13 protein-coding genes and 1 pseudogene are annotated in these 17,279 nt (G+C 69.1%); 12 read left to right on the top strand and 2 right to left on the bottom strand.

The window, feature by feature from the left end:
- Nucleotide 1: 1 nt before the first annotated feature.
- The 4 genes and pseudogenes from ACIRJT_RS19580 to ACIRJT_RS19565 all read left to right on the top strand — a co-directional run.
- Nucleotides 2-3,334 carry a helicase-related protein gene (locus tag ACIRJT_RS19580; protein WP_403910790.1) on the top strand — a complete coding sequence of 1,111 codons (3,333 nt, stop codon included), beginning with the start codon at nucleotides 2-4 and terminating at the stop codon, nucleotides 3,332-3,334.
- On the top strand, nucleotides 3,331-5,196 hold the full coding sequence (gene drmB / locus ACIRJT_RS19575) for a DrmB family protein (RefSeq protein ID WP_403910788.1): 1,866 nt from the start codon (nucleotides 3,331-3,333) through the stop codon (nucleotides 5,194-5,196). The genes ACIRJT_RS19580 and drmB overlap by 4 nt, the downstream gene beginning before the upstream one ends.
- A gap of 557 nt (nucleotides 5,197-5,753) precedes the next feature.
- Complete coding sequence (locus tag ACIRJT_RS19570) at nucleotides 5,754-7,175, top strand: IS1380 family transposase (RefSeq protein ID WP_403910786.1); 1,422 nt, start codon at nucleotides 5,754-5,756, stop codon at nucleotides 7,173-7,175.
- Nucleotides 7,176-7,363: 188 nt separating this feature from the next.
- Nucleotides 7,364-7,467: pseudogene (locus ACIRJT_RS19565) on the top strand (3-hydroxybutyryl-CoA dehydrogenase); the annotation flags it as partial.
- Nucleotides 7,468-7,907: 440 nt separating this feature from the next.
- On the opposite strand, the gene ACIRJT_RS19560 reads toward ACIRJT_RS19565, so the two are convergent.
- The gene (locus tag ACIRJT_RS19560; RefSeq protein WP_403910784.1) at nucleotides 7,908-8,438 is read right to left on the bottom strand and encodes an SUKH-4 family immunity protein; all 531 of its coding nucleotides are present in this window, start codon (nucleotides 8,436-8,438) and stop codon (nucleotides 7,908-7,910) included.
- Between the two features lie 268 nt (nucleotides 8,439-8,706).
- Here ACIRJT_RS19560 and ACIRJT_RS19555 point away from each other — a divergent pair, with 268 nt between their 5' ends.
- The 5 genes from ACIRJT_RS19555 to ACIRJT_RS19535 all read left to right on the top strand — a co-directional run bounded on the left by ACIRJT_RS19555 (nucleotide 8,707) and on the right by ACIRJT_RS19535 (nucleotide 13,667).
- The gene (locus ACIRJT_RS19555) at nucleotides 8,707-9,636 is read left to right on the top strand and encodes a serine/threonine protein kinase (RefSeq protein WP_403910782.1); all 930 of its coding nucleotides are present in this window, start codon (nucleotides 8,707-8,709) and stop codon (nucleotides 9,634-9,636) included.
- 45 nt (nucleotides 9,637-9,681) lie between these two features.
- Nucleotides 9,682-10,257, top strand: a complete 576-nt coding sequence (locus ACIRJT_RS19550) for an ABC-three component system middle component 2 (RefSeq protein WP_403910780.1) — start codon at nucleotides 9,682-9,684, stop codon at nucleotides 10,255-10,257.
- Nucleotides 10,258-10,262: 5 nt separating this feature from the next.
- On the top strand, nucleotides 10,263-12,278 hold the full coding sequence (locus tag ACIRJT_RS19545; protein WP_403910779.1) for a DNA recombination protein RecN: 2,016 nt from the start codon (nucleotides 10,263-10,265) through the stop codon (nucleotides 12,276-12,278).
- A gap of 165 nt (nucleotides 12,279-12,443) precedes the next feature.
- Entirely contained in the window at nucleotides 12,444-12,653 is a 210-nt protein-coding gene (locus ACIRJT_RS19540; protein ID WP_403910777.1) for a hypothetical protein, read from the top strand.
- A gap of 78 nt (nucleotides 12,654-12,731) precedes the next feature.
- The gene (locus ACIRJT_RS19535; protein WP_403910775.1) at nucleotides 12,732-13,667 is read left to right on the top strand and encodes a DUF5655 domain-containing protein; all 936 of its coding nucleotides are present in this window, start codon (nucleotides 12,732-12,734) and stop codon (nucleotides 13,665-13,667) included.
- A 56-nt stretch (nucleotides 13,668-13,723) separates the two neighbouring features.
- On the opposite strand, the gene ACIRJT_RS19530 is transcribed toward ACIRJT_RS19535, so the two are convergent.
- On the bottom strand, nucleotides 13,724-14,470 hold the full coding sequence (locus ACIRJT_RS19530; protein ID WP_403910773.1) for a DNA-methyltransferase: 747 nt from the start codon (nucleotides 14,468-14,470) through the stop codon (nucleotides 13,724-13,726).
- A 578-nt stretch (nucleotides 14,471-15,048) separates the two neighbouring features.
- On the opposite strand from ACIRJT_RS19530, the gene ACIRJT_RS19525 reads away from it, so the two are divergent.
- From ACIRJT_RS19525 to ACIRJT_RS19515, 3 genes are all read left to right on the top strand, one after another.
- A complete protein-coding gene (locus tag ACIRJT_RS19525) occupies nucleotides 15,049-16,176 on the top strand; it encodes a C40 family peptidase (protein WP_403910771.1) in 1,128 nt (375 codons plus the stop codon).
- 91 nt (nucleotides 16,177-16,267) lie between these two features.
- Nucleotides 16,268-16,576 (top strand): DUF6112 family protein, encoded by a 309-nt coding sequence (locus tag ACIRJT_RS19520; RefSeq protein WP_030578070.1) that lies wholly within the window; start codon nucleotides 16,268-16,270, stop codon nucleotides 16,574-16,576.
- Nucleotides 16,576-17,262, top strand: coding sequence for a hypothetical protein (locus ACIRJT_RS19515; RefSeq protein WP_403910769.1), 687 nt, complete (start codon nucleotides 16,576-16,578; stop codon nucleotides 17,260-17,262). The genes ACIRJT_RS19520 and ACIRJT_RS19515 overlap by 1 nt, the downstream gene beginning before the upstream one ends.
- The last annotated feature ends 17 nt before the right edge of the window (nucleotides 17,263-17,279 follow it).

The following is a 17,279-nucleotide window of genomic DNA, read 5'->3' as shown; positions in this document are numbered from 1 at the left end:
CGTGAGCACGCAGAACGGGCGGTACGCCGCCCACTACCGGGTACGCGACGGTCTGGTGGACCGCTTGCGCCGTGAGCTCCTCGGACCCGATGGGCCGGACCATCCGGACCGCGAGGAGGTACTTACGGACGACGCACCCGTCGCCAGGTACCCCATGGGCGTCCTCTTCCCGCGCCGGGCGGAGGGCAAGGTCGGCCCTCCCGTCGCTCCAGGGGACGACCCGAACGTCGACGACCACGCCGCCGAGCTGCGTGGCAAGGCGACCGATGACGATCCGGCGGACGCCGCACCCTCCGCGGCCGGGCAGCGCAGGCCCTCGACCATGGGGGTCACCTTCGCTGTCCACCCGGGTCTGGCTCCCCGCATCGTGATCACCGTGCGCGGTGCCCGCTACGAGCCCGTCGATGCGGAGGGGCGTCCAGTCGCCGCCCGTCGGGCGCAGGCGCGAACGACCGATGCGCAGACAGAACACTGGCGGCGTCGGGAACTCGACCTCACGCCGTTCCCGGTGGATGTCACCGTTCCGGACCCGGGCACGCTGCGGGACATCGAGGGCGAGCTGAAGCTGTCGGTCCGGGTACGCCCCGTCAGCCTGGAATCCGGCACCGTCACCGTCACCGTCACGCTCGTCAACACCGACGTCGTCTCCGAGCGGGACCTGGCCGACGCCTTCGCCGTCTTCCAGGCCGGGCTGACCGTACGAGGTGAGAACGGCACGGGCTGCTTCGTCGAGCGGCGCGCAGTCGGAGGCGCAGACGACCCCGACGTGCGCACAAGTCGTCTTCTGTACCGGCACGTCCCGACCTTCGCTGTCGGCCACGGCTGTGCAGCCGAGTGGGACTGGCGACCCGCTCCCGTCGGCGTGGCCGATATAGAGGATGCTGCGGTGGACGAGATCCGAACGGAGTTCGTGCCCAGTTACGAGGTGCTGCTCACCGAGTCCAACCCGGCCATCGACGTCTCCGCGCTCGGCATGACGGGCCTGGCCCGCGGTACGAAGTCGGAGGTGGTGGGTGCTCTGACGCGCCTCGCCGACGGTTACGAGCAGTGGATCGCGGCCCGCGAGGCAGATGCGAAGGCCGTGTACGACAGCGACCACGAGCCGGCCGCCCGAGAACGGATCGCGGACTGCGTCGACGCGCTGGAACGCATGCGCGCCGGCATCCGGCTGCTCGCCGACAAGCCGGACGTACTGCGCGCCTTCCAGCTCGCCAACGAAGTCATGGCGGCCCAGCGCGCCCGCAGTGCCTGGATCAAGGACGGGAGAAAGGGTGAACCAGATCTGGAGAAGGCCGCCTGGCGCCCCTTCCAGGTCGCCTTCATGCTGCTCTGCCTGGCGGGGATCGACGATCCGGAACACCCCGACCGATCCGCCTCCGACCTCCTCTGGTTCCCCACCGGCGGCGGCAAGACCGAGGCCTACCTCGGCCTTATCGCGTTCACCGCGTTCCTGCGCAGGAAGCGCCTCGGCCCGCGAGGCGGCGGTGTCACCGTCCTCATGCGCTACACCCTGCGCCTTCTCACCCTTCAGCAGTTCGAGCGCGCCTCGATCCTGATCTGCGCCATGGAGGAACTGCGCCGCCGCAACGAGGACGAACTGGGCACGGAGGAGATCTCGATCGGCATGTGGGTGGGCAAATCGGCCACGCCCAACACCCTGGAGTCCGCCGCGGAACGGCTGACCAGGGTGGCCGGCGGCCAGACACTGCAGAAGGAGAACCCCGTCCAACTGCACGCCTGCCCCTGGTGCGGCACGGGCCTGGACGCTGGCGCCTACGAGGTAGACGAGCTCGCCGCACGTATGCACGTCCGCTGCCCGAACGCCTCCTGCGCCTTCCATCGCGACGGCGGCCTGCCGGTACACGTCGTCGACGAGGCCGTGTACGCGGCGCGCCCGACTCTCGTGATCGCCACGGTCGACAAGTTCGCCTCGATGCCTTGGCGCCCGCAGATCGCGGCGCTGTTCAACCGGGACCAGGGCCGAGGCGACCTCCAGGAGGGCACTCCGCCCCCCGAGCTGATCGTGCAAGACGAACTGCACCTGATCTCTGGCCCGCTCGGCACGCTCACCGGCCTGTACGAGACGGCGGTGGACGTGCTCGCCAGCCGCCCCAAGGTGATCGCCTCCACCGCGACCATCCGCCGCGCGTCCGCCCAGGGCCGCAGCCTCTTCGACCGCTCCGTCAAGCAGTTCCCGCCGGCCGGCCTGGACGGCCGCGACTCCTGGTTCGCCGTCGAGACCCCGCGCGAGAAGAAGGCGGCCCGCCGCTACGTGGGCCTCTTCGCCCCTGGCACCAGCCAGGCGACCCTCCTCATCCGCACCTACGCCGTCCTCCTCCACGAGGCGGCACGCGCCGACTGCCCGGACGACGTACGTGACGCGTACTGGACTCTGGTCGGCTACTTCAACAGCCTCCGACTGCTCTCGGCCGCCGAGCTCCAGGTCAACGACGACGTCGTCGACCAGCTCAAAGTTCTCGCACGCGCTGACGGCTGCGCCGCCCGCGACAGCAGCGGCTACGCGGAACTCACCAGCCGCGTCGACGCAAGCGACATTCCCACGCGCCTCAAGCAGATCGAGAAGCGGCTACCCGACCCGGACACGGTCGACGTCCTCCTCGCCACCAACATGATCGCGGTCGGGGTCGACATCGACCGGCTCGGGCTGATGGCCGTGATGGGCCAGCCGCAGACCACCGCCGAGTACATCCAGGCCACCAGCCGTGTCGGACGCCAGTGGCCCGGTCTGGTCGCCGTCATGCTCAACGCAACGCGGTCTCGGGACCGCTCGCACTACGAGAACTTCTCCCACTTCCACTCCGCGCTCTACCGTGAGGTCGAGTCGACGTCGGTCACTCCGTTCTCAGCGCGCGCCCGCGACCGCGGACTGCACGCCGTGGTGGTCGCCCTGACCCGCCTGACCATCCCCCAGGCCGCCGACAACGGGGCAGCCGGTCGCATCGCCCGCTTCGCCGACCGCGTACGCGCCGACGTCAAGCCGCTGATCACCGCACGCGTCCAGAAGATCGACCCGCAGGAGGAGCAGGCCACCGAACTGGCCGTCGAGGAGTTCATCGAATACTGGGTGGAACTGGCCAGGGACCACCCCAACCTGGTGTACGAGCCCAAGCGCGGTCGACCCGGCAAGTCGTTGCTCGCGCCGTTCGACGACCGGGCGGAGGGCTCGGAGGCGTGGGAGACGCTGTGGAGCCTGCGCGACGTCGACGCCGAGTCCAAGCTCTTCCTGGAGCCGAACAGCATCGCCCCCAAGGGCAAGTCCTCCGACTCTGCCGCCCCCTCGACCGACTCGACCGCACCGGAGGCCTCCGCATGACCCAGCCACGTCGCCGCCGGCGCACCGGCTCAGACTTGGGCAGCGCTGCCCCGCGCCGCACCTTCCCGGTCAAGGGCGCGGTTCGCCGAGCTCAGATGATCACCACATACGGGGTGGGCGGACTGATCGCCGTCGACAACGAGTCCTTCATCATCTCCGGCCTCGACAACGCCGACCGGTCGTGGTCCCGTCACGAAGCGCAGACGATCACCGAACCGCGCCTGGCCAACCTCCTCGGCGTCTCCCACTTTCGGCTGCCACCCGCATCAGGCGATGAGAGCGATGACGGCGTCCGGGTCAAGCGGTTCCCCTGGTGGCAGTCCTGCTCCAAGTGTGAGCTCCTCGCCCCGTACAAGGACTTCGGCAGCCCGGCCGACAAGTCCGTCTGCCCCACCTGCTCCGACAACCCGCTCGTTCCCTCCCGCTTCGTGATGGCCTGCGAGCACGGGCACATCGAGGACTTCCCGTACTGGAAGTGGCTGCACCGGAAAGAGCGAGGGGAGGGCGCGAGCGGCGGAAAATGCGGCGGCGTCATGCGGCTCCGGTCGACCGGCACCACCACCTCACTGCGCTCCGTCATCCTGTCGTGCAGTTGTGGCGTCCCGGACATGTCCATGGAGGGGTCTTTCCGGCAGCGCGCCCTCGGCGACCTGGGCATCACCTGCTCCGGCCGGCGGCCGTGGCTGGACGCCGCCCCAGCGGAGCACTGCACGCAATCCCCCCGCACGCTCCAGCGCGGTTCCTCCGCCGTCTGGCAGCCGGTGCTGCGCTCCGCCCTGTCTATCCCGCCGTACAGCAAGGACGATGAGCTGACACGGACCGTCCTCGACAACCGCGACGACCTAGCAGGGTTTACGGACCCCGAAGACCTGCGCCGGGCCGTGCGGATGCTGTTGAAGCGGACGGACTTCGACCTGGACGTCGTCACGCGACTGCTCGAGGACGACGCCCCCGGTCAGGGCTCGACCTTGGAGGAGCGCTACCGTCTGATCCTCCGCGGTGAGTACGACAGCCTCGCCGCGGGCAACGCCGCCGAGGTGGAACAGCAGGACCACGACGAGGACTTCGTCTGCGTCCCGCCGAAGGCGGACCTCGGTCTGCTCGCCCCGTTCGGCCTGACCGATCCGATGCTCGTCAAGCGGTTGCGTGAGGTCCGCGCACTGACGTCCTTCACACGCATCGTCGACGCGCAGTCGGCGGGACCCGCCCACCAGGCTCCGCTCTCGCTCCAGCGCAAGAGCTGGCTACCTGCCCTTGAAGTACGCGGCGAGGGCGTCTTCCTGCGCCTGGACGAGAACCGCCTGCGTGCCTGGGAGCGCGATACACAGGCTGCCTCCCGCATCAGCGAACTGCACGCCAACCACACGGAGATGTTGCGCGAGTACCACGCAGGCGAGGGCGAACCTCATCCTTCCCCCGCGTCCCCCCGCTACACCCTGCTACACACCCTCGCGCATGTCCTGATCACCGAGTGGAGCCTGGACGCCGGCTATCCCTCCTCTGCCCTGCGGGAACGTCTGTACTGCGACAACGACATGGCGGGACTTCTCGTCTACACCGCCACCAGCGACTCCGCCGGCAGCCTCGGCGGGCTCGTCGCCCAGGGCGAGCCGAAGAACTTGACCGACATCCTGGAATCCGCCCTCCGCCGCGCCTCCTGGTGCTCGGCAGACCCCCTGTGCATCGAGTCCCGTGCCACCGGCGTCGGCGGCGCCAACCACGCCGCGTGCCACGCCTGTGTGATGCTCGCCGAAACCAGTTGCGAGGCCAACAACCTCCTCCTCGACCGGGCCCTCCTGGTCGGCACACCCGACGACCCGAACCTGGGCTACTTCACCCGAACCCTGGATCCGGCCATGTGACAGTCCCCTGTCTCTCAACACGTCCTTGTCGTCGGCGACGGCACGGAGGGCTCGGGCTGACAGCCAGAGCCCTCCCGGGCGAGCTTCAGGCCCCGATTCTCGTTACGGCAGCCGGCGGCTGGCGACCTCCTCATGGGTGATCGCCCACCAGACTGACGGCTTTGAGTCGGAAAGTGGACAGCGAATTCGGCGACGCTATCCGGCTGCCCGCTGGCTCTCACGGGCAACACCCGGTCCGCCCGCGTCAGGCCCGCGCCTCGCCGTCCGGCGGACCGCGCCGTTACGGGGTGGTCGGCCGATGGAGCGGCTTCCCCCAGGCTGTTCCAAGTGGCCGGCCGGAAGGGAGTGGCGCCGGACCAGACGCCTATTGACGTCCGCCTGGAAACACGTCACTTACGGCTCCTCCCTCCTACCCAGCACTTCTCTGCCCTCGCGGACGCCGTTCCGACCCCTAACCTCGGGCTTTCACTTGAGGTCCGTCCGGATCATGGGCGGTAACGCGAAAGTGCCTTCCGCGCTGGGACGATGAACCTTGTCGAGGGGTTCTGTCGGTCCAGGTGGAAGGCATTTTCTGCGTGCAGGGTATCGGTTCTCGTCCCAGGCTTCATGTCTCCGCCGACGGTGCGGGGGTGGTCGGGCATGCCGGTGCACGGTTGTTGGCTGATCTCGCCGATGTCACCGGACTGACCAGCGCGTACTCCACCGTGTTGAGACCGCTCCGGCCACGCGGTACTGGTCACGCCCCGGGCCGGATCACGGCCGACTTCGCGGTGATGCTCGCTGACGGCAGCGAGACCATCACGGATCTGGCCGTCCTGCGCGACCAGGGCGAGGTGTTCGGCCCCATCGCCTCGACACCGACTACCTGGCGACTGCTGGCCGGCGTCGACGAACGCGTACTGGACCGCCTGCGCTCGGCCCGCGCCCAGGCCCGGGAAATAGCCTGGCTGCAGGCGTCCGAGACCCGCTGCGGCATACCGCCTGCGAAAGCCGGCGGACAGGAACTGCCCGGCCTGGTCCTGGACATCGACGCCACGCTGATCGCCTGCCACTCCGAGAAGGAGGCGGCCGCACCCACCTACAAAGGCGGCTTCGGCTTCCACCCCCTGGTGTGTTTCCTGGCCAACACCGGCGAGGGCATGTCCGGGCGGCTGCGGCCCGGGAACGCCGGAGCCAACACGGCCGCGGACCACATCGCGGTTCTGGACGACGCTCTCGCGCAGATCCCCGACGCCCACCGACACGGCACCGACATCCTCGTCCGCACCGACAGCGCCGGATCCGCGAAGCTCTTCCTCACCCACGTCCGAAACCTGCGAACACGCGGAATCCGCACCTTCTTCTCGGCCGGATACGCGGTCACCGAGCCGGTCCGCCGCGCGATCCGCGCCCTGCCCGACCATGTCTGGCACCCCGCCGTCGACCAGGACGGCACCCTCCGCGAGTCCGCCGAGGTCGCCGAGCTGACCGGCATGACCGACCTTCCCGGCTACCCGGCCGGCACCCGCATCATCGTCCGCCGCGAACGCCCGCACCCCGGAGCCCAGCTCTCACTCTTCGACCGGGACGAGGGCATGCGGCACCAGGTGTTCCTCACCGACACCCCCATCACCTCCGGCCCGGCCCAGTTCCTCGAGGTCCGCCACCGCGGGCATGCCACAGTCGAGGACCACATCCGGTGCGGCAAGACCACCGGTTTCGGCCGCTTCCCCTCCCGCCGCTTCGGCGTCAACGCCGCCTGGCTCGAACTCAGCCTCGCGGCGATCGACCTCCTCGCCTGGACCCGCGTCCTCCTGCTGGACGGCGAACTCGCCGCTGCCGAACCCAAGAAACTCCGCTACCGGATCCTGCACGTCGCCGCCCGGATCACCCGGGGCGGCCGCCGCCTACACCTGCGGATATCGGCAACCTGGCCCTGGCGACATGAGCTCACGGCCGCATTCCACCGACTGGCCGCACTGCCCCGCCCCGCCAGCTGACCCGCCGTCCACGCCCACCTCGACCCAAGGACCTTGGAGAACCCGACCCCGCGTCGGGCCCTCACCATGCCCACCGGCCCACACGACCTCAAACAACCTCGCTCAGCCGCCTAGCAACCCAACTGAAACGCCGAGGTTAAGACAACCCCGAGGGTAGCTGGCCGCCCGGCCCCCGCGGCCGCCTGTGCAACGTGTACGCCGAGTACAAGGAGCCGCTGTACACCGCTCCCCCGCTGCTCCAGCGCATGGTCGACGCGGGCCGCCTGGAGGCTCGGGGTTCTACGCCTACTGACCGTCCCCCGGGCGGGCCCGGCGCTCACCCCGCCGGGCCCGCCGGGGCACGTTCTCCGAGGTCAGGACCGTGTGCGGCCCGGAAGAGCCTCGTCTGCCCATGCCGACCCGACGCCGTGCCGGAGCGCTACAGAGCCACGGCGAGGCTGCACGTGCCCGAAGCCGAGGGCCTTTCAGCACTGTCGCAGCCTTCCGTGCTTGTACAGCGAAAACTCCCTCGGACGTCCCTCCGACAGAGCTGAAAGTCCCTGAAAAGTCCCTGGCGACTCGGACCCCGGACCTACGCATTACGAGACCGAGAGCGATCCTGTCGCCCAGAGTCGCGTGATGCCATCCGATGGCGTTTGCGCTGCTCAAAGCAGGCGCACTGGGCGTGCTCGGCGAGCAACCTGGTCACTGCCTCGCGTGAAGGCAGTTTTCTTGTCTCTCTGACCGGCGTGCTCAGCCCCACATGCCGAAACCGATCTCCTCGAACAGTTTGCTCCATTCGCTTTCCTCGCTCGCGAAGGGGACACTGTCTCGGTCGCTGACGCGCTGCCGCAGTTGGCTGACGGCTCGTTCCCGCGCGTGCTCGTCGTCTTGAGGGATGCTCTTCAACCCGGCGAGTTCGGCTTCGAGTTCGATGACTGTGTGCGCGAGGCAGGACACGTCGCTGTGCATGGGCAGGTAGAACTCTTCTCCTTCCCCGAACGAGTAGACGCGTCCGGTGTCGGGGTCCAGTGCCACGGTTGCGTACTGGAACTCGCCGAGGATCTCCAGGTTTCTGCCTCGGGAGGGCATGTGGCCTGGTCTTCGTCGAAGGCGGCTTTCAGGGACGGCCCGTACTGGAGGCGGTCTGTGTCGTCCAGGTCGAGCTTGGGGGAGAAGAACTTGTTCGTGGGCAGTCCGACTGAGGAGAGGAACCGGGCTGTGTCCGCGTGCAGGTGGCCACCGGCGGCCCGGGGGAAGTAGGTGACGCCCGTCAGCCCGCACGCGTGCAGCACCTGTTCGGCTTGGATGTCGATCAGCACAGCTCAACCTTCCTCATGGGTGCCCTTGGGCTTTGGGTCGTTTTTGCTGCCCACCGCAGGAACCTTGATCGGACGGATCCGTAACGCGTACGCTGGCGGCCGTTACTGTGCGTGGCGCAGGGTGAACGTCCCGCCGAGCACAGTACGTTCGGGTTGCCTGCGGGAGTCGGGGGTGCGGGTTGGACAGCTCCATACCGGTGGCAGCCGGGGTACCACCCATCCATTTCGGCGTGCACGAACTGCGGACCGGAAGCCCGGACGGGGCGCGGGCCGACTTCGAGCAGATGCTCGCGCAGCTCGCCAGCGCGACCAATCCGAACGTCCGGGTGATCGCGGCGAATCCCGGTGACTGGGGAATCGACGCCTTCGCCGGTGACCTCGGGGGCGCCATCACGGTCTGGCAGTCCAAGTATTTCATGCCGAAAACCACAACCAACCAGTCACAGCAGATTCGCGAGTCCCTCGCGAACGCGCTCAAAGCCGCTGCGGCCAACGGTCACACCATCACGCTCTGGATCTTGTGCATCCCCTCCAGCATGGACGGGCTGGCAGCCAGCTGGTGGGACGGCTGGAAGAAACGGCAGGAGAAGGCGCACGGCCTCGTCATCGAGCTGTGGGACGAGACCACGCTCGTGAAGAAGCTGCAGAGCCCCGAAGGCGACCAGGTACGCCGCGCCTACTACGAACCCTTCACCGCGCCCGCCGCCTCCGTCCCCGCCCAGGGGCAGATGCGGCTCGTGCTGGACGTGGAGGAGGACGAGGCGACCGCGCTCGACTCGGCCCTGTTCGTGCGGCAGATGACCGAGGCCGGCCACGTCGAACTGGACTCGGCCAAACGGCAGTTCTTCAACGCGGACCTGGTGGCGCGCGAAGTCGCACACAAGGGCGTGCCAGCCGAGGTTGCCGCGCTGAGCTCTGCCGACGCCACCCTGCACGGTGTGTGGGAGATGCAGTTCAACGAGTGCTCGTCCGAGGACACCCTCCCCGCTCTGCACGGCCGGGTCTGGCGTGAGGTGCGCTCCGAGCACGGCAAGCTGCCGAAGGTGCTGCGTCTGGAGGTGACGCACAGCTGGGGCCTGGTCCACCGGCTGGTCGACAACCGTCGGGCAGGGTGGGTCACGTACTGGCGGCAGATCGCGAGCGGTCACGCCGACGACTGAGCCCCCGACCGCCCGTACCGCTCGACCACTGATGAGGAGCACGCCGTGCACGCAGACCGGCCGGTCGTGATGCCCGAGGACGAGGTGCCTTTCCGCCTCGCTCAGCTGCTGTTGCTCCTGGACGCCGTTGCCGCGCAGGACGCGAACGGGGCGACCCTGGAGCGCATCGGGTATTACGACTTCCTGTCCGCGAACCCCTTCCTCGTCGTTCCTTCCGAGGGCCGGGACGCCAGCCTCCTGCGGCTGGCCGGATTCGACCCGCAGGTCCTGGCCTACGCGTCCTCCTCCCAGCGATTCACGAGCCGGCGCGAACGGATCCAGCACGACCTGGCGCTTCTGGTGGCCTACGGGTGCTGCCGCATCCGCAACCGCGGCGGCTCCCTCACCTATTCGATCACCGAAGCCGGTCAGGATCTCGGCGGGCAGTTCACCGCCACCTACGCCACCTCCTTCACCACCGCCGCCGGCATCGTCGTCCGCCAGCTCCGCAAGCTCAGCGACAAGAGACTGCGCGAGCAGACCGCGCGGTGGCTCCGGCCGGACGGGAACGGCGGCCCCGCTGCTGCCCTCATGAGCGTCCTGGGCCCGGGGCCCGTGCTGGAAACGTCCTGGGAGGAATGATCACTATGGAGCCGCTTCCCGGCATCCGCATCCGCCGTCTGCGTCTGGTAGGCATGGAGCGGTCCTACGACGTCGACTTCACCGCCGAGGAGCGGGTGCGGAACCTGTCCGTCATCGCCGGGGCGTTCAGCTCCGGCAAGACCGCGGTACTGGAGTTCATCGCCTACGGGCTCGGTGCGAAACGGCACCCCCGCCACCAGGAGGTGCTGCGCAAGGTCCGTTCATGCCTCCTGGAAGTCGAGCTTTCCGGCGAGCCGCATGTGATCGAGCGGTCGGTCGGAGAACCCTCCAAGGTCGCCTTCGTCCGGCGCGGCACGTTCGACAGCAGGCCCGCATCCGGGGCGGAGAGCAGGCCCATCGATCCGCCCGGGGCGCAGGAGAGTCTGTCCTCATTGCTTCTGAGCCACTGCAAGCTCGCAGGCGTCCAGCTACGCGAAGCTCCCACCAACAGCGAGTCCCGCACGGACCCGCTCAGCTTCCGCGACCTGATGTGGCTCGCCTTCCTTCCCAACGAACGCGTCGCGGACAAAAACTTCCTGTTCGAGAACGACTACATGCGCAAGCACAAACTGCGGCAGGTCCTCGACGTCGCCTTCGGGGTCCACGATGACCGCGCCGTCGAACTCGGCCAGCGCATCCAGGAACTCGGCGGCCGGCTCAACCGTGCCAAGGCCGAACTCGCGGCAGCCCGTACCTTCGTCGTGGAACAGGCTCCCACCGCGCTGGAAAGCGAACCCACTCCAGCCGTTCACGAACGGAAGCTGGCCGACATCACGAGCCAGCTGCGGGAGTTGGACCGCCGTGCGCAGGCGGGAACGCAGTTCGCGGCCCACCTGCGCCGCCAGCACAAGACGGCAGCCCAGAATTCCCAAGGGGCGGCAGCAATCCTGCGGGACTGCGAAACTCAGCTCCAGCGCCTGATGCCTCTGCGGGCGCAGTACGCGGATGATCTCCTCAAGCTCGGCATGCTCGGCGAGGCGCAGCAGCTCTTCGACCCGTTGAGCGTCACCACCTGCCCCGCCTGCCTGAACCGGCTCTCGGCTTCCCCCACTGCCGACAACGGACGCTGCAGCCTGTGCCGCCACGAACTGGCCTCAGGGGGAGGGGCATTGGTTCTGGGTGCTGCCGACGCCGGGAGCCAGGCTGCGGACAACCGGGTGGACGTCGCGGCCGAGACCCGGTCCACCAAGGCCCGCCTCAAGGAGATCACCGGCTACATCGATGAGCTCGGTGCCTCGCTCGCCACACTCAAGCTCCGGGCGGAAGACGCGGCCGTCCGGGAGGAGGAGGCCGCAGCCGCGCTGGACGCCGCTACGTCGCCCTCAGTCTCACCGTTCCTCGCCGCCCGCGACGACCTGCACCGAAGGCGCGAACAGGTCCTGCGCCAAGTCGAACAGGCCGAGAGCGCGGTCAAGCTCCGCGAAGGACTCACCAAACGAGCCGACGCCGTGGAACGCCTGGAAACCGACATCGCCCGTCTCCGGGAAGAACTCGCACGGCTCGGAGACGCCTCTCACGACCGCGACCGTGTCATCGCCAAGATCAGCAGCCGGTACGGCGAACTTCTCCGGGCCTGGCGCTACCCCAAGGTCAGTACGCCCTTCATCAAGACCGACCTCACCCCCTTTGTACGCGGCGAGCCGTACCAGGAAGCCTCGTCCGGCGCCCGCACCCTGCTGACCCTGGCCTGGCAGCTCGCCGTCTTCGAGATCGCCGTCGAAGAAGGGGCAGCACACCCCGGATTCCTCATGATCGACAGCCCCCAGAAGAATCTTGGCCACGGCGGCACCCTCGATGCCGTGATCGCGGACGCCGTGGCGATCGGGGACTTCTACCAGCATCTCTCCCTCTGGCTCGCGGACCGCGGCAGCCGGGCACAGCTCATCGTCGCCGACAACAGTCCGCCGCCGCCGGTGGAGAACGACGTGGTGGTGCGCTACAGCCGCAACGAGGAGCGCCCGCCGTACGGGCTGATCGAAGATGAAACCAGTGCGGATGATGAGTCGGAAGCCGACGTGTGAAACGCGTTCCCGGCCACGAGTTCGGCAGTCGCTTGCCGATCGGCGTCAGTGGCTGTCGGGGTCCGGTCGGGTGAGGCGGACCCTATAGCCCGGTAGAGGGCTGCGGAGGTGGGCGCGTCCGGCATGGGGGGTATGGGGGCGCCGGGTGTGGCGTATGAGCGGATCATGTGGGCCACCAGGCGCTTCCAGGCGCCGGGGGCGGCGTCGCCCGCCGCGCTGACGACACCGGCGTTGCCGATCCTGATCGGCCGCAGCGCCGCGGTGCGGATCGGCTCTGCCGGGCCGTCGGACGGTGTGTGGCTCCGGCGGTGTGTCGAGGAGCGCCCCCATCGATACGCCTGCCTGCGCGTCGCCTCGCCTCGCCTCGCCGAGTGATCGGACCTACCCGCAGGCGGAATATCCAGGGTGTTCGTTCGATTGGCCTCCTTGCAGGGATCAAAGGAGGGGGCGCTGGTGGCCGAGCTGATGTTGTTCCGACGAGACGCGGGCGGGCAGGACGTAGAGCTGCCCGGATCGACGGTGAGGCTGGAAGTGGAGCTGCAGCGGCGGGTCGAGGCCGGTCTGGAGCAGATGCTCGGCATCCGGTTCCTGGCGTCGGAGTACCCGACCGGTCCGTGGCACCGAGGGCGGATCGACACCCTGGGGCTGGACGAGAACGGCGCCCCGGTGGTGATCGAGTTCAAGAAGGGCTCCGACAGCGGGGTGCTGTCGCAGGCTGTCTCCTACCTGTCCTGGCTGGACTCGGCGCACCACGAGTTCGAGGCGCTCGTCCGGAGGGTGCTCGGCCCGGAGGCCGCCGAGTCGATCGACTGGCGTCGACCGCGGATGGTCTGCATCGCGGCCAGCTTCTCCCATCACGATCGCGTGGCCGTGCAGCGACTGCCCGAGCGGATCGACCTCGTGCGCTACCGCGTCTTCGACGGCGGCCTGCTGAGCCTCCTGCTCGTCGACTCCTCGCCCGGCACCCAGAACCCCGCTGCGTCCCGGCGGCACCGGGAGCGGGACGCCGCAGGCGTCCGCGCGCCGACGGTGCCGGCCGGTCCGGGGCCGGGAAGTGCCGGCCTCGTCCCGGAGTGCCTGCGGGACCTGTACGCGGAACTGGACGACGCCCTCACGGCGTGGGGCGAGGTCGAGGTGGCAGCGCTTCGGCATTACATCGCCTACCGGCGGCTGGTGAATGTGGCTTCAGTGCTGTTCCGTCCGAGGCACGAGGCGATCCTCGTGTACCTCAGACTGGACCCGGGCTCGGTCGTGCTGGAGGAGGGCTTCTCCCGGGACATGCGCGGCATCGGGCACCTGGGGACCGGGGACGTGGAGGTGCGGCTCGCGTCGGCGGACGACCTGGAGAGGGCAACGCCGTTGATCCGGAGGGCGTTCGAGGCGGCCTGACGTGACGAGAAGGGCGGCTGCGGCCCGTTGGCCTCGGGCTCTCTTCGCTCTCATGATCATGCCTCCGGTCCGGCCAGGGCGACGTCGTCCTGCGTCAGCTCCGCGCGGAGCCGCTGCTCGGCCACGTCGGCGTAGTGCGAGGACAGTTCGACGCCCACGAAGCGGCGGCCTTCGCGCAGGGCCGCGACGCCCGTGGACCCGCTGCCGGTGAACGGGTCGAGCACCGTTCCGCCTTCGCGGCAGATCCGTACGAGCTGCTGCATGACCTCGACCGGCTTCTGGGTGATGTGCACCCTGCCCTTACGCGGCTGGGACGCGATGAAGTGTCCGGGCAGGTAGAGGTCCCGGCCCTTGGCCAGGCTGCCCTTGACTCCCCAGGTGATGAATTCGGCGGACTGCTTGAACCCGCCCTGGCGGGGCCGGCTGGCGGGCTTGATCCACGGGATCGTTCCGCTCCAGGTCCACCCCGCCATCTGGAGGGCGTCGGACGTGGTGGGCTCCTGGCGCCAGTCCGAGAAGACGACGGCGACCGCGTGCTCGGTCGATGCCCGGTATGCCTCGGTCATCAGCTCGGTCAGCCAGGAGCGGTACGAGCGCTGATCACGGTTCTCGCCGGGGAAGGTGGCGAGGTCGTGCGCCGAGTTGCTGGTGACGTACTTCGCTCGCGCCGTACGACCGGTGCGCTCGGAGCTGGTTCGGCCACCGCTGTTGTACGGGGGGTCGGTGATGACGGCGTCGACGCTCTCGTCCGGGAGGGTCTTCATCACGGTGAGGGCGTCGCCTCGGTGCAGCGTGTAGCTCATGTGGAGGGCCTCTTTCAGGGCATGACGGGGCAGTTCCCGCTCCGGACCACGCTCAACGGCGCGCATCTCGGGCGGGGTTGTGCCGGAGGTTAGCCGTGCTCTCCGGCCGGGCCTAACGAGGTGTGCCGTCCTGCGGCCCCGGTCCGGGAGTCGTTTGGTGCGGCCGGATTCCCGGTCTACTGTCTCGCCGTGTCACCGGGACGAAGCCTCGCTTCACCCCTGCTGACCTGTGCTTATCCGTGTTGTCTCGTCCTATCGAGCACCCCGGCGCGGCACGCTTCCCCCCTCGTTCCACGCGCTGTCAGGAGGCCAGGTGTACCGCCTGAGATTACGAGCGCGGCTCGCTGCCGCGCTTGACCGGAGACCGGTGTCCGGGAGCTACCAACTCCCGTGACCCGGGCCCGCCCTGAGAGGCGGACGCACATCGGCGCGGTGCCGACGGCTTTGCACGAGAGGTCGGCACCGCGCCTCCTACGAACACGAGGAGCCGCTGCGATGCAGCATGCCCTGATACGCCCGCACCCCTCCACGCCCACGTCGCACGACGAGCCCCGCCCCGCTGCTGACCGGCGGTCGCGATGAAGAAGGCCCTGGGAGCCGTCGCCGGTCTCTGCGCTACCGGATCCCTGCTGGCCCTCCCGCTACTTGGCTACGCGGCCAGCAACGCCTCGGCGGCCACCTGCTCCGTCGGCGGTGAGCAGTCGGTGGACAGTGCGGCCATCGCCAAGCAGGTGAAGGCGAGTCTGGACGGGGGCGAAAAGGACTCGGTGTCCGTGCCGGGTCTGGACGCGCCCGCCGAGCAGATCCCCCACGCCAAGACCATCCAGGCCACCGGCGTCGCGATGAACGTCCCTCCCCGGGGGCAGGTCGTTGCCCTGGCCACCGCTCTGCAGGAGAGCGGCCTGCGGAACTTGAACTACGGCGACCGTGACTCGTTGGGGCTTTTCCAACAGCGCCCGTCCCAGGGCTGGGGCTCGGCGACCGAGGTCCTCGACCCGGTCCACGCGAGCACCAAGTTCTACGAGGGGCTCAAGAAGGTCTCGGGCTGGGAATCCCTGTCCGTGACCCAGGCCGCCCAGGAAGTGCAGCTGAGCGGTTACCCCGAGGCGTACGCGAAGTGGGAGCCGCTGGCGACCGCTCTGCAGCGCGCGATCGAGCCGCTGCTCACGAAAGGCGACGACGCGTCGGCCGCTCCCTCCGGCCCCCGAGAAGTTCCGGCCGCTGCGGGGGGCTGTACGACCGGTTCGGACGGGACCGACTTCGGCACCATCCCGCCCGGATCGGTACCCGACGAGTACCAGATCCCGGCGGACGCTCCGGCCAAGGTCCAGACGGCGATCCGCTGGGCTCTGGGCCAGCTCGACACCCCGTACCAGTGGGGTGGGAGCTGCGCCGACTCGCACGGCAAGGACCCGATGGGCCGGTGCGACTGCTCGTCCTTGATGCAGGGCGCCTACAAGGCCGCCGGGGTCTCCCTCACGCGGACGACCTACACGCAGGTCAATGAAGGCAAGCCGGTAGCGGTCGGCTCCGTACGGGCGGGGGACCTCCTGTTCACCGAGGGGTCCGCCGCCACGCCGGAGCACGTCGGCATGGCGATTGGCCACGGGCTGATCGTGCACGCGCCGAAGACCGGTGACGTCGTGCGCATCACGACCCTCGCCTCCTGGAAGCCGCAGATCCTCGCGGGCCGCCGCGTCGTCTGACCCGGCCCCTCCCCTCCCCTCTTCCTCTCTTCTCGCGTCGTCGCTCCACCTCTCGGGCTTCGGCGTGCACTAAATCGAACAGGAGTTCGCTATGTACTTGGCCGACAAGGTCATCCAGCTCGCCTACGACCCCGGCATCAAGCCGAACGAGGGCGGGCTTCCCGGCCTTTCCGTCCTCAAGCAGGTGATGGGCTCCATCAACCTCTTCGGCCTCGTCGCCATCGTCGGCGCGCTCGCCGTCAGCGCGGGCGTCTGGGCCTGGGGCCATCACAGTGGTGGGCACCAGGCGGAGGCGAACGGAAAGAAGGGCGTGCTGGTCAGCTCTGGAGCTGCCCTCCTGTTGGGGGCGGCGAACGGGATCGTTGCTTTCTTCAGCACGCTGGGAACGCAGGTCCGCTGATGCCTGCCCACTCCTCCAACCCCGGCGGCGCATCTCGCGTGCGCCGCCGGGCGCTGCTCGGCACCGCCGTCCTGGTGGTCCTCGTCGCCCTCGCCGGCCTGCTCGCCTTCCTCACGCGCGACGCCAGGGCCCCCTCCACGCCCGCACCACACAGCAGTTCGGCGACACCGCGTCCTTCCGGCGCGGCGCCGTCGGCATCGCCGCCTCCGCACGCAAATCACCGGGCTCTGCCTCGACCGCCGAAGACGCACGACCCGATCGCCTACGGGAAGGCGGCGGCAGCGGCGCTGTGGTCGTACGACACCCGGGCCTACTCCCAGCAGGCGCTGCTGTCCGCGCTGCGCGGGTGGATGACCGGAGAGAAGAAGTACGTCGACACCGCATCGGTCGCCAAGCTCGTCCCGTCGCCCGTGCTCTGGAAGCAGATGGCGGACAACGGTCAGCGCGCCAAGGGGGTCGTGAACGAGGGGCACTTCCCCGACTCGTTCACCCGGGCTCTCCAGGACGATCCTGGAGCGATCACGCAGACCTACCTGTACGCCGTGACGGTCTCCGGCAAGCAGTCGATCGCGTGGAAAGGCTCCCCGGCCGGAGGCGCGGAGAGCCGCGTCACCACCCTCGCGGTCCAATGCCGCCCCTCCTCTCCCTGCACGCTGGCCGGTGTTCTGCCGGCCGTCGCGCCCTGACCCCACCCTCAGAAAGG

The organism is Streptomyces sp. NPDC102283 (genome assembly GCF_044766265.1).
Classification (GTDB): Bacteria; Actinomycetota; Actinomycetes; order Streptomycetales; family Streptomycetaceae; genus Streptomyces.
The sequence above is the reverse complement of the archived record's forward strand: the minus strand, read 5'-3'. Positions and strand labels throughout refer to the sequence as shown.